The 13268-nt window shown below is 31.9% G+C and carries 13 protein-coding genes and 2 pseudogenes; 3 read left to right on the top strand and 12 right to left on the bottom strand.

The window, feature by feature from the left end:
- Window positions 1-112: 112 nt before the first annotated feature.
- Entirely contained in the window at window positions 113-1459 is a 1347-nt protein-coding gene (gene gdhA, locus QM424_RS00075) for an NADP-specific glutamate dehydrogenase (protein ID WP_414392571.1), read from the top strand.
- Window positions 1460-1677: 218 nt separating this feature from the next.
- On the opposite strand, the gene QM424_RS00070 is transcribed toward gdhA, so the two are convergent.
- The 3 genes from QM424_RS00070 to shp3 all read right to left on the bottom strand — a co-directional run bounded on the left by QM424_RS00070 (window position 1678) and on the right by shp3 (window position 2776).
- The gene (locus QM424_RS00070) at window positions 1678-2307 is read right to left on the bottom strand and encodes an ATP-binding cassette domain-containing protein (RefSeq protein WP_257958642.1); all 630 of its coding nucleotides are present in this window, start codon (window positions 2305-2307) and stop codon (window positions 1678-1680) included.
- A 38-nt stretch (window positions 2308-2345) separates the two neighbouring features.
- On the bottom strand, window positions 2346-2501 hold the full coding sequence (locus tag QM424_RS00065) for an ATP-binding cassette domain-containing protein (RefSeq protein WP_257958639.1): 156 nt from the start codon (window positions 2499-2501) through the stop codon (window positions 2346-2348).
- A gap of 203 nt (window positions 2502-2704) precedes the next feature.
- Entirely contained in the window at window positions 2705-2776 is a 72-nt protein-coding gene (shp3, locus tag QM424_RS00060; protein ID WP_001812431.1) for a peptide pheromone SHP3, read from the bottom strand.
- Between the two features lie 79 nt (window positions 2777-2855).
- On the opposite strand from shp3, the gene QM424_RS00055 reads away from it, so the two are divergent.
- Complete coding sequence (locus QM424_RS00055; protein WP_101782566.1) at window positions 2856-3710, top strand: helix-turn-helix domain-containing protein; 855 nt, start codon at window positions 2856-2858, stop codon at window positions 3708-3710.
- A gap of 44 nt (window positions 3711-3754) precedes the next feature.
- On the opposite strand, the gene QM424_RS00050 is transcribed toward QM424_RS00055, so the two are convergent.
- The 8 genes and pseudogenes from QM424_RS00050 to QM424_RS00015 form a co-directional block, all read right to left on the bottom strand.
- Window positions 3755-5620, bottom strand: a complete 1866-nt coding sequence (locus QM424_RS00050; protein WP_414392570.1) for an SAG1250 family conjugative relaxase — start codon at window positions 5618-5620, stop codon at window positions 3755-3757.
- Window positions 5607-5972: a plasmid mobilization relaxosome protein MobC gene (gene mobC / locus QM424_RS00045; protein WP_000263039.1), complete on the bottom strand. Its 366-nt coding sequence runs from the start codon at window positions 5970-5972 to the stop codon at window positions 5607-5609. Before mobC ends, QM424_RS00050 begins: the two co-directional genes overlap by 14 nt.
- Window positions 5973-5981: 9 nt before the next feature.
- A complete protein-coding gene (locus tag QM424_RS00040; RefSeq protein WP_101782564.1) occupies window positions 5982-6341 on the bottom strand; it encodes an SAG1252 family conjugative relaxosome accessory protein in 360 nt (119 codons plus the stop codon).
- Between the two features lie 335 nt (window positions 6342-6676).
- Window positions 6677-7621: an HNH endonuclease gene (locus QM424_RS00035; RefSeq protein ID WP_050243434.1), complete on the bottom strand. Its 945-nt coding sequence runs from the start codon at window positions 7619-7621 to the stop codon at window positions 6677-6679.
- Complete coding sequence (locus QM424_RS00030; protein WP_050243436.1) at window positions 7608-9113, bottom strand: AAA family ATPase; 1506 nt, start codon at window positions 9111-9113, stop codon at window positions 7608-7610. The genes QM424_RS00035 and QM424_RS00030 overlap by 14 nt, the downstream gene beginning before the upstream one ends.
- A gap of 305 nt (window positions 9114-9418) precedes the next feature.
- Window positions 9419-9652: a hypothetical protein gene (locus QM424_RS00025; RefSeq protein ID WP_101784651.1), complete on the bottom strand. Its 234-nt coding sequence runs from the start codon at window positions 9650-9652 to the stop codon at window positions 9419-9421.
- Window positions 9653-10101: 449 nt separating this feature from the next.
- Window positions 10102-10476, bottom strand: a pseudogene (locus QM424_RS00020) (relaxase/mobilization nuclease domain-containing protein); the annotation flags it as partial.
- Window positions 10463-10558: pseudogene (locus QM424_RS00015) on the bottom strand (plasmid mobilization relaxosome protein MobC); the annotation flags it as partial. The pseudogenes QM424_RS00020 and QM424_RS00015, both read right to left, overlap by 14 nt.
- A gap of 515 nt (window positions 10559-11073) precedes the next feature.
- Here QM424_RS00015 and QM424_RS00010 point away from each other — a divergent pair.
- Window positions 11074-12441 (top strand): SIR2 family protein, encoded by a 1368-nt coding sequence (locus QM424_RS00010; RefSeq protein WP_080980799.1) that lies wholly within the window; start codon window positions 11074-11076, stop codon window positions 12439-12441.
- Here QM424_RS00010 and QM424_RS00005 read toward each other — a convergent pair.
- A complete protein-coding gene (locus QM424_RS00005; RefSeq protein ID WP_414392569.1) occupies window positions 12400-13146 on the bottom strand; it encodes a toll/interleukin-1 receptor domain-containing protein in 747 nt (248 codons plus the stop codon). The two genes, QM424_RS00010 and QM424_RS00005, sit on opposite strands and share 42 nt — an antisense overlap.
- Window positions 13147-13268: the final 122 nt, after the last annotated feature.

Raw genomic sequence — 13268 nt, 5'->3', positions numbered from 1 at the left:
CAAAAACTAAATTGAAAGAATTTTTAGAAAATTTTTGTTTTTTCTCTTTACAGTTAAAAAAAATTCTGCTATAATGACACACATAATTAAATTAGAATTTAAGGAGAACGATATGACATCTGCTAAAGAATATATCCAAAGCGTGTTTGAAACTGTAAAAGCTCGTAACGGGCACGAGGCTGAATTCCTCCAAGCTGTTGAAGAATTTTTCAACACTTTAGAACCTGTATTTGAAAAACACCCTGAGTATATCGAAGAAAATATCTTGGCACGTATTACTGAGCCAGAGCGCGTGATTTCTTTCCGTGTTCCTTGGGTTGACCGTGATGGAAACATTCAAGTAAACCGTGGCTACCGTGTTCAATTCAACTCAGCTGTTGGACCATACAAAGGCGGACTTCGTTTCCACCCAACTGTTAACCAAGGAATTTTGAAATTCCTCGGATTTGAACAAATCTTCAAAAACGTCTTGACTGGACTTCCTATCGGTGGAGGTAAAGGTGGATCAGACTTCGATCCTAAAGGTAAAACAGATGATGAAGTGATGCGTTTCTGCCAAAGCTTCATGACTGAATTGCAAAAACATATCGGACCATCACTTGACGTACCTGCTGGTGATATCGGTGTTGGTGGGCGTGAAATTGGTTACCTTTACGGTCAATACAAACGCCTTAACCAATTTGATGCTGGTGTCTTGACTGGTAAACCTCTTGGATTTGGTGGTAGCTTGATTCGTCCAGAAGCAACTGGTTACGGTTTGGTTTACTACACTGAAGAAATGCTTAAAGCTAACGGCAACAGCTTTGCTGGTAAGAAAGTGGTTATTTCAGGTTCTGGTAACGTAGCCCAATACGCTCTTCAAAAAGCGACTGAACTTGGTGCAACTGTTATCTCTGTTTCTGACTCAAATGGTTATGTCATCGATGAAAATGGTATCGACTTCGATCTTTTAGTAGATGTTAAAGAAAAACGTCGTGCTCGTTTGACTGAGTATGCTGTCGAAAAAGCAACTGCAACATACCACGAAGGTTCTGTATGGACTTACGCTGGAAACTATGACATTGCTCTTCCATGTGCTACTCAAAACGAAATCAACGGTGAAGCAGCTAAACGCTTGGTTGCTCAAGGCGTTATCTGTGTATCTGAAGGTGCCAACATGCCAAGCGACCTTGATGCCATCAAAGTTTACAAAGAAAATGGTATCTTCTACGGACCTGCAAAAGCTGCCAACGCTGGTGGTGTAGCAGTTTCAGCCCTTGAAATGAGCCAAAATAGTCTTCGCCTCTCATGGACTCGTGAAGAAGTTGATGGACGTCTCAAAGACATCATGACAAACATCTTCAACACAGCTAAAACAACTTCAGAAACATATGGTCTTGATAAAGACTACCTTGCAGGAGCTAACATTGCTGCCTTTGAAAATGTAGCAAACGCTATGATTGCACAAGGTATTGTTTAAGAATCATTCGCTTAATCCTCAATCGCTCCGATTGGGGATTTTTTTGTTGAGTTAGACAGTTGGGGAATTCTAATTAAAATCAAAGAGCAAACTAGGAAGCGAGCAACAGGCTGTACTTAAGTGTTATGAATAACTTCAATATCTTTAAAGCTTTTTGTTAGATTTATAATTTCAACTATAGCCATCTCTACTCCTTAGTTTACAGCAAAAAATTATGCTTAATTCTTATTGTTTTTGTAAGAAATCAGCGACCCCAATACTATTCCATTCAACAAGCCTAAAGAAATACCATATTCAACTGGAAAATCTAAAAAAATTGCAAACACTATTCCAATCATCACCCCTAGTGAGGCTGCTGTTGAAATTACATATTCATTTTCTTTCTTCATTTTCTTTACACCTAATTTCCTTTTTGTATATAAGCTGTAGTACTCTCCACCAAGAGCCATTAAGTACTTATGATTTCCTGACTCAACAATCTTACCACTTTTCATTACAAAAATAATATCTGCATCCTTAATCGTTGACAATCTATGAGCTACAATTATTTGAGTACAGCCCTTACTTTTTATATACTTTGTTATTCTTTCCTCATTAATAGTGTCTAATGCACTAGTTGCTTCATCTAAAATTACAATACTAGGGTTATTTATTAATGCACGTGCCAGTGCTATCCGTTGTCTTTGACCACCTGAAATATTTGAACCCAAATCTGAGATGATAGTGTTAAATTTCATCGGCATAGCCATGATTTCATCATAGATTTGAACTGCTTTACAAACTTCCTCTATCTTTTGTGAAGTAACTTCGTGCTTTAAAGTTATATTATCAAGAATACTTCTGTTCAATAAAAATGAATCCTGTGGAACTACTTCTAAATTTTGACTTAATATTTTTTATCTATTTGATTAATATTTACACAATCACATAAAACTTTTCCTGTATCAATCTTATATAATCCTGATGGTATTTTTGATAATGTACTTTTTCCTGACCTCGGTTGACCGACTAGTGCAATTCTCTGTCCTGACTCAATAGTCAAATTTAAATTTTCTATTACAGGAGCTGAGTCTTTGGAATAAGAGAAAGAAAGGTCCTTAATATCTATTCTACTTCAAACGTTTCTAAACTATACTCCGGAAAATAATTTAACCAATAATTAATCATACTATCTTTCATCGTATCCTCCAACCAGTACTAAGTCTTTAGATATCATCTAAAGACTTAGGTGTACACCTAAGCATCTTACCCACCAACAATGATGATAATATCCATCACCAAAACCAAAATCGGTAAAAATTTTGAAATTTTCTTCATACTTGGACTTCCTTTCCGTTTTTATTTATTGTACAATAAATAAAAACGGATTTAATTTTTGTTGGGAAAATGGGAAATTATGAAATCAAAACTTGGCATCACACTTAGAAAAGTTCGTAAAGGAAAACAAATTAGTCTATGCTCTGTAGCAGATGAACATCTTTCAAAATCACAAATATCTCGTTTTGAACGTGGGGAGTCAGAGATATCTTGTATTCGACTAATCAATATTTTAGACAAATTACATATTACTTTGGATGAGTTCCTTGTTTTACACAATGACGACTATACCAGTTCCGAATCATTTGCTAATCTAGTACAATACATTCGTAAGCAATATTCATCACAAAGTATCAATAATATAGCATGTCTACTTTCTGATACTTCTGATTACACTCTAAATTCTTTTGAGAAAACAATGGTAAAATCTATTTTACACACAATGGATTCGAACATCATTCCATCAGATGAAGAGCTTCTTCATCTGACAGACTATCTTTTCAAAGTTGAAAAATGGGGCTATTATGAAATCATTTTATTAGGTAACTGTGTACGCACAATTAACTACAACTCCTACTTCTTATTAACTAAAGAGATGTTAAATAACTATATTTACTCATCTCTGAATAAAACTAATAAGCAGATTGTCTCTCAGCTTGCTATTAATTGCTTCATTCTAAGCATTGGTAAGGAAGAATTTTCTAATTGCTCCTATTTAATTAGTAAGATAAAGACATTGTTGGATAATGAACTAAACTTTTATGAACAAACAGTTTTTCTCTATGCAACTGGTTACTTTGAATTTAAACGTTACCAATCAACCAGTGGAATTGAAAAAATGAAACAAGCCATACAAGTCTTCGATATTTTAGGAGAAGATAAGTTAAAATTACACTATACTGACCATTTTAATAAACTAGTAAACAAAAAATAAATGAAATTATTCTCTATCTTTTAACTAATTAGTCGTAAATAATATTATTCTAGTAAGGCATTCTCGTGAAATTTTAGAACTGTAAATTTATTGGTATTAATAATTTTCACAAACAAATCCAATCTTCTAGCTATCTCCTCATATTTATTAATTTCATTACCAAGTTCCTGTTGTAATTTTAAAATATCTGTATTGAGTCGATCTAACATTATTGATTCCGTCATGTTCATTTGGTCAAAATTATACTTAGCTAATTTTCTAGTCTCATGATCTTCACTCTTCAAATTGATAAGGACTTCCGCCATCTTGTTTAAGGTGGCGATTTTTTCTTGGGTTTCTTCTAGCTGCATATCAATCTCTGCAATTTCTAATACAAGCTCATCTTTGATTTCTTGGTATTGTTTGTTCGTATTAGATAGTTCAATCATAAGATTAATTTCAGAAATCTTCTCTTGAAGACTTTTTAAAGTTGGTCGTCTATAGGGGAGTTTTTGGCTATCGTTGCTCAATTGTCTGATTAAGGTCCTACCCTTGATGAAACAATTATTATCCATGTTTTCTTTATTATAGACAAAGTAAGAAGACGTTTCTCGAATGTAAACTTTATATTTTTTATGATTGTCTTCCTCAAAAATATCTAGCTGGTAGTTAGGAATAAAGATGAGTCCACTCTGTTTGATACCAAACGAAACCTGGATATAGACACCATCATCAACCAACTTCTCTATCTGATTATCCGTAAGTTCAATCTCAAACTCATGGATAGCATCTCGTTTTTCCTTGTATTTCTTGAAGGCTTCCTCGATTTCTTCAGCGGAGACTTTCTCCTTATGCTGCTCCTCTCGAAAAGTCTGAAAATCTTCCTGAAGATTTTCTAATGCTTGAATATCTCTAACTTCTCTATCTTCAAAATAACGATTAAAAAATTGAACATCGTACAATTTCTTATCGCTAATTTTTTTATGACTCAGGCTTATCTTTTTGCCATCTTCTTCTAGGGTAAACATCACATTTTTCTGTTTTAACTCGATGGTTAGATTCAACTCTTTAGCCTTTACATGCAATTCTTCTAATAAATAAACAGACTTTAGTAAAAATTTTAAACGACTTTCAATCTCTTGTTTTGCAAAATATGTTTTAAAAAAGTCTTCATCATATAAATCTCGTTTACTAAGTTGGCGACCTCGAATTGGTTTTACCATCGTTCTATCTGTCATCAAAAAACGGCTATACTTTTGACTAAAATCAATCTGAACATGCAACTGCTTTGCTTTCTCTAAAAAATCATCAAACGATTTAGATTGCTGAAGCAAAAAATAAAGACATTGTTTCAATTCAAATTTATGACTAGATTCCTTATATTTTTTATAATCTCGATAGGAATAACGTTTCTCAATAATTTTTGCACCAGCCATTTTAGAAATACGGTCTGAAATCATACGGAGGTTTCGTTCCAAGGCATAGTTCCATATCAACTTTTTATCTGAATTGCGGTCAATAGCGTTGATTAGGATGTGATTATGAACATGATCTTTGTCTGTGTGAGTTGCTACGATAAACTTAAAACGACCTCCTGTCAATTCCATCATGGTCTCATAACCAATGCGGTTAATTTCTTCAGGTGTCAGATTATCTTCAGGAGAAAATGATTGGATGAGATGATGGGCATGAATAGTTTGTTGGTGTTTTTCTTGTCGGTCATTTCTGGACTCGTACAACTTGTCATTATTGGTGAAGTTGACATTGTACATCTCTACCATTTCTACATGACTAGGGAAGTCCAAGTAATTGCTCATGCCAAAATCAGATACCAATTTCAAATTGTCCGTTTTATCAGGGTTGAGAATATACTTAATTAAACGCCTACGATATTTTTTTCCGTGCGTCGCAAAGTGTTTAGTAACTACCATGAAACTCCTTCAGTCTTTTCACCTCCACTTGAAATTCTTTGTCCACTTCCTTAATTAACTCTCCGACTCCTTTACTCAATTCTTGTAATTGGTCCTGAGAAATCAGATGGCTTTGATTAATCGCACGCGCAATTTGATTGATGTTATTTCCAATCCGTCTCAATTCAAAAACTAACTGGTCATAAGTATCAGTGTTAATCGTGACAAATGACATATTGGGATTAAGCAAAACTTTTCTGGCATAGACTGAGAAATTTTGACAATTGCTCTTAGCAATCCGTTCATTCAATTGGTGTAATTCTGGATCAGTTAGAAATACTTTTTTGAGATTGGTACGATAGCGATAAACCATTACATCCTCCTAACCCATATATTTTTCACGGAACTCACGACTGAGTGGCTGCACTTGATTCACTTCTGCAATCAATTCTTGAACGCAAGTCAATAAGATTGAGACGTGCTCTTGAGTCACTTGATGATTTTCTCTTGCGACAACCAGAACTTCATACACATCTCGACTAATCTGTTCAAACTTTTGAGACTTCCAAAGGGAGAACCAACTTTCAAAAATTCTATACTGATAATTCTTTTTCAATAAATTTTGACGAAGAAATTCTGAGAAACTATCCACTTTTTGTTCCCTCATCATTTCTTTTATCTGTTTTTCTTCTTGTCTCGTGATTCTAAATTGCTTACGGATTAACTTAATTTCTTGTCCCATCTTACCATCCTTTCAACATTATACTTGTCTGACAATGTAAGGCTGCCTCACATTGTCAGTACAATTCCTAAAGACCTCAGTCTCTCCTTGTTCGGTCTTTGCGAGCTCAGATATTGTGGACACAATATCCCAAAAATCATATCGCCAGCCGACCAAAAATTTTCAGTTTTGACAGCCAACGATACGATAACTTGGTGGCTTCGCCCCCAAACCCCCAGTGAAAAATCAAAGATTGATTTTCCTGAGTATGATAAAAGGATAACAAGAATAATTTGGAAAAATTATCACATCATTGAAAAGAGGATAAAAAAAGAGAGCTGAATGCTCTCTCGATTTTAAAATATATCCTGTACTTCACTCATTTGTCGTCTTTCTTGAAGCATTCTGTTAATTAAATCATACGCTTCAACCTCCAAGTCTTGAAGAGATTCTAAAACTAAAACTTTTAAGAATTCTAATGTGACAACTCCCTTTAAAATTAAATCTTCTTTATCATCCATAATAAGAGATTGAAAATACCCCTTAATAAAATCATTTGTTACATTCCCTAATTCTGAAAGCGTATCAATGAGGCTATTCAAAACACTTACACGTGCTACTTCACTATAAGTTTCATTCAATTTATAAACTTCCTCGTAAAAGAATCTCAATCTTTGATATTTCAATGGATCAAGTCCGACAACTGACTCGTTCTTTAATTGGATATGCGTAATAAAATCGTCACCTTTGATATATGTATAACATTTCAAGTATGGTAACAAATTTACAGAATTAAAATACGGATTTAAAACTCCCTGATTTTCTGAATAGCCTACAATCGAATTTTTTGAATGATTACACCTATAACACGTTGAAACTAAGTTAATTGGTAAGATAGCAAATTGTGGAAAGATTGATTCTGGTAAAATATGATCTAAAGTATGTGTTGCATAACCCCATTCGGCATCACAAATTGGACAACATCTAGGTGTAAGTTTGTACAAGTCTCTCCTAAATGAACTTTCTGAAGAGTAAAACGTCTTGTATAGTTCTTTCATTTTTGATTTTTCAATTCCCAAAACTTCATCTGATTGCTCTAATTTAGAAATCAAAGATTGTAAATTTTCACCAGCCTCAAGATAGTCGCTTTCAATTTTATTGAAGTATGGTAAAAGACAATTGGATTCATGAAGCTTCCTAATAATACCAGATTTATTATTACCTTGATTTTGTTCCATGTATCCAACTATTTCATCAATTACATTTGCTATACAAAAGCTTGGTGAACTAATTTTCTTCATCACTAACCTCTTCAAATTTCTTTACTAGTAATGCTTCGCTTCCAAAGATAAAATCAATTTTATCTAGTTCAGTTTTATCTTCCTTAATTAAATCCACTATAAATTTGTAAAATCCAGTGTTCCTAAGATCTGTACCAAAAATCGCATTATTAATATAACTAATGCTTTCTCCAAAAGTTTTAATTGAAATTGACTCAATTCGATTTTGATTGTTATCAAAATTCCGTACTATCTTCCTAATATTGATGTGAGCCAGTTCTTGAAGCACAATAGCAGAATGGGTCGCTAATAAACAAACTCCATTGGCATCGCTTATAATTTCATCTATCGCCCGTATATAAGCTTTTAATAATGGTGGATGTAGAAATAGTTCGGGTTCATCAATAATCACAAAAGTTTTTTCTGAAACATAAATAATTAGATTTAATAAATTTAGAAGAATAATCTTTTGTCCTGAGCTTAATTTCTTCACATCTTCTAAACTGAAATTTTCCATATCAATAGCGTGTTCAATTTGTAAAAACCATGGATCAAATGAAAATTTTTTTATAATATTTCCTAACTTTGTACGGTATCTTTTGCCTACTTCAGTGAACAATTTATGAATATCTTTTGCAATAATTTCGCTTAGATCTTCAGTATTCGAAAAATTTATTCCTATAAATTTATAAATATCTGAGTCTTCTTTTTTAAAACCCGAATCAAATGGACTATACGAAAAACAAACTAATGAATTAAATTGATTAAGATTCGACCTATCAGAATATAATTTTTCTTCAGCATTATCTAGTAAACTTCCATTTTTTTGATAATGATAAAAACTTATAATTTGTTTCAAAAAATTAGTTTTGCCACTACCATTATTTCCGATAATAGAATACATTGAAGTGGGGATTTTAGAATTAGGATCAACATTGAATTTAAAAATTTCCTCTTCATTAAGATTAATCAGATTAACTTCATATTTATCCTGATAACTTCCACCTAGAGTAACTCGATGGAACTGATCAATAACTTCATTATAATTATTATTTCTAAAAAAAGAATCTCTGATTACGTCCTTTTTATGTGCCCAACTGAATATCGTCTGAAAATTAGGGTTATTATATAATTCTTCTAATTTTTCATCATCAAATGCAAGGTCTCCTAATATTTTTAAATACTCTATTCTATCTTTTTCATCAAAAATATTATTGAGAAATCTATAATATTCTAAATTTCCTAAAGATATTATATTTTGAGAGTGTAAATTCTTTTTAATTTTGTCAAAAGATATCACATCACTTGAAGAGTATGGATAAACTGTGATGTTAATATTCCCTAAGTCGTTCTTTTCCCCCTCAAAACAAGCCACTACTTGATATGTTGTTTTAAATCCGTAATCGTCCCAATTATCTTTTGCAAAATAAAATCCATCACTCATATCTTGATCAGTATCTATTGGCCAATCTGTAGTATAGAAATTTACTTCTGCGAACCTTCTTCTCTTCATCAGTAATCCTCCATGCTAAATAAACTACTAAATAATTTACATTAGTCTTCAACAAATAGTTCATTCTCAAAAGCCTGACGGAAAGTCTCTTGCTTCTGAGTAATTATTCTTATTTTCCTTCTAGCCATGATTTACCTCCTTTCTAAAAGCCTACCTTACCATTATACAAATTTTAATGTGATTTTTTTCACATTAAGAACCTAATACAAAACCACCCTTTCGAGTGGCCTATGATAGGATACACTTTTTAACGATTATAGAAAAGGGGGTGCAATTTTTCCGATTTATACTAAGATACTTTAAAATCAAAAGCAAAATCCGTTATATTCATCGTTGAGAGTGTTTATAATAGATTCAAGTTTTATTAAAAAATACTGCTCCTCAGAAGTGAGGTAACTACCTGAAGATATCTTTTCAATCAGTTTATTTTTTTCTCCATTTAACAATTCAAAAGTAATGTCAGCACATGCATCAAAACCCTCATATTTAGGGCGATCTATACTTGTTTTTATTGCGTTAGAAATAATAGAATCTGTCATAACAACTCCAATCTTGGGGACACTACAGAAAGGCATTCCTTTTATAATGCCCTTCTGTAGTGTCTCGCTAGCCCTGCATAAACGCTACCGAAGCTCCCCACCGCTGCAACGAGACACATAAATTTAAAACCTGACGAAATTATTATAGCCATAAACTTGCCCTCCATATCATTCAATACATTGAATAGCCAATCACTCACTAAGTCTATGAGGATTTCTATTGCTACTTCTACACACAATAGAATAAAGGTAGTGGAGTCTGAAACATCGGTTAGCAACAAATGATGGGGAGGGGAGTCGAACCCCTATTCCCCGATACCAGAAGGTTTTAAATTACTAAGAATATTCTAGCATGAAATTTTTGAAAAAACAATCAAAACTATCCAACTTACTATTCGTAATTTCAAAAACAAAATCATAAAAAAATGTATCAATTTCAGTACTCACACTTCTGTGTAAGTTGCTACGATGAAACGAAAACGTCCTCCTGTCAACTCCATCATAGTCTCATATCCAATGTGATTGATTTCTTCTGGTGTTAGATTATCATCAGGAGAAAATGATTGGATCAGATGGTGGGCAGGAATATTTTATTGGTGTTTTTCTTGTCGGTCATTTCTGTATTCGTACAACTTGTCGTTATTGGTAAAGTTGACATTGTACATTTCTACCATCTCTTCATAGCTAGGAAAATCTAAGTAATTGCTCATACCAAAATCAGATACTAATTTCAAATTGTCCGCTTTATCAGGATTGAGGATATACTTAATTAAACGCCTACGATATTTTTTTCCGTGTGTCGCAAAATGCTTAGTGACTACCATGAAACTCCTTCAATCTTTTCACTTCCACTTGAAATTCTTTCTCCACTTCCTTGACCAACTCTCCGACTCCTTTACTCAGTTTTTATAACTGTTCCTGGCAAATAGTGTCTATGAATTCTGTTGAAATGGTACTTGTTCCGTTTTTATAACAGCTAAGGGCTATTGCCTAAAATTTATACAATTCGAGCAAATCTGTTTTTGTCAGGCCATGTGTCTTTCGTATAATTTTATATTGTTACCAATTATAGTATGCTCCTTTTACTTGATAACACTATTATAACATTTAAAAATAAAAAAACATGTTCTAAATTAATAGAAAGTATAATTCTAAAATTAGAATTTTTCGTGATAATCCTATAAAATGCTACTTTTCTAATAAACTTGTACTTATTTCCTTCAAACTACACAATTCTCTAGTTGTTGTAAGTTTGTAATTGACTCAAAAGTATTCGATATAATTTCAAAACAGTGTTTTAATTTATAGTTGGCCAATATCATCTAATTTTAACTAAAAAATCATTATACAAATCAAACAACTAAAAATGAATTTATGGTATACTAGTGATAATAAATAGTTATCGGTAGGAGAGATATATTTTGGATAGAAAAAGTTTTATTACAAAAATAAGTGACTCTTTTAATGATGGAGAATTATCATTATTTTTAGGTGCAGGAAGTAGTTTAGATGCTCATTTTCCAACTTGGAAAGAACTTCTAACCCCATGTGCCGAAAAATTAGGACTCGATATTAGTAGTATCACAGACTATTTTCAACTTGCTCAATATTTTATTAATGAGTATAGTGAGCGAGAATTATATTCACTAATAAATCATAAAATTAACAAATTTGATTATGAAAGCGAACTAATGAAAATAATTGTCCAAATTGGTTTCAAATCAATTTGGACAACTAATTTTGATAAAGTAATAGAGAAGAATTTTGAGTATCAAAAAATAAATATTAATAGTATTCATGATGAACAAGACTTAGGTTCTGTTAGTTTGAAAAATAGAGTAAATATATTCAAGCTTAACGGAGATATAGGTAGTATTTCAAAAATTGTTATTTCAAAATCTGATATTGAAAACTATTACCTTAATCATGAGTTATTTTTAAGTTTTTTTCAAAGAGAGTTAGTCACTAATACTTTTTTATTTATTGGTTATAGTTTTACTGATGATATCGTTCTAAAATCTATTCAAAAGCTACACAGTTACATAGGTAAGAATAATAAAGCATTCTATACAATTATGATAGATAAGCCTGGGGATAAAAATTTTCAACTTTTTATAGATGATTTAGGAAAAAGGTACAACATAAAAGTTTTGTTGGTCCAAACTCCCGAAGACATTAAAGAAATTTTGAGGGAAATAAAAGAAAAAACAATTAGTAAAAATATTTATATCTCAGGTAGTTTAGATGATGCACTAGAGGAGACTAGAGCCTATAACCTTTCGAAATCTTTAGTTGAAAAACTAATTGACGGAGGATACAATATAGTTACTGGATTTGGAAAGAACATTGGCTATTACATTTCCGGTTCCAGCATACAAAAACTTTACTCAATTAATGAGGCTAATATTGAAAAACGTTTAATTATGCGACCATTCGCTCACGATATGAGTTTAGATGAGGATACGTCTTATAGACGAAATCTGATATCGGATACAAAGTTTACCATTGTTATGTATGGTCAGGCAATCAATAGTAAAGGTGACATTGTCACTTCTAGGGGTGTTTGGGAAGAAATTAAAATTTCGAAAGAACAAGGAAATTATATCATTCCAATTGCTAGCACTGGATTTGCTGCAGCAGAGTTAGGGGAGAAAATAAAATCAAGTATAACTGAATACCCTTATTTAGAAAATTATATTGAGAAATTATGTTCGGAAAATAGTCCAGACAAACTAGCGGAATTAGTATTACATATTATTGAAGAAATATCCTTCAATTTTATTGATTAATACCAGTATAATTGATTCCATACAAGCTATTTCTTTTAAAGTTGGCTGAATATTAAATTTAACTTTATTAAAAATGAAGCTACTACTATAATATGAAATATTATCATTAATAGTGTATTTTTCTAAACAATATAAAATCAATGTATACAGCATTGTGATTCTAATGCTAAAACAATTTTTATCAATATAATTATATTTATCAATAATAGCATTGATAAATTTATCTGTTGTTATATTTTCTAAAGTCAGTAGATTTTTTATTTCTACTGACTTTAATTGTTCGTATAGTAAACGTTTTAGTATATCAATTGATAAATCATAGGTTCCGCTAGAAATATCAAGTTTCATTTCTCCATATATATACTTAGAAATCCAATTGTATTTCTTAGGAATTTGGCTACTGGTTATCTCGCAAAGAATGGGAATGATTACTATTTCTTGATATTTATCAATTTTGGTTTTAATTGCATCTAATTCTAACATTGCTCCTGTACTTTGAAATAATTGTGTTGAAATAAAAAGTAAAAATATCTTAGATTGTTCTACTCCCTCTTCAATATTGACATAGTCACCGTCATCTCCTAGATACAGTTTTTCATAATCGTACCACACTTCAATTCCTAAATTTTTTAAATGAAAATTTAGAGACTGAGCATAAACTAATCTATCTTTACCTGAAAAACAAAAAAATACCCTATCTTCCAAAATATATCTCTCCTACCGATAACTATTTATTATCGCTATACAAAGCACCCAAATAGGTTTATAATAGCATGATTATTGATAAAGGAGATTTTTATGGATTATAAACTTATTTCTACTTACTT

Origin of the sequence: Streptococcus mitis (assembly GCF_047464945.1) — a bacterium.
Classification (GTDB): domain Bacteria; phylum Bacillota; class Bacilli; order Lactobacillales; family Streptococcaceae; genus Streptococcus; species Streptococcus mitis_EA.
The sequence above is the reverse complement of the archived record's forward strand: the minus strand, read 5'-3'. Positions and strand labels throughout refer to the sequence as shown.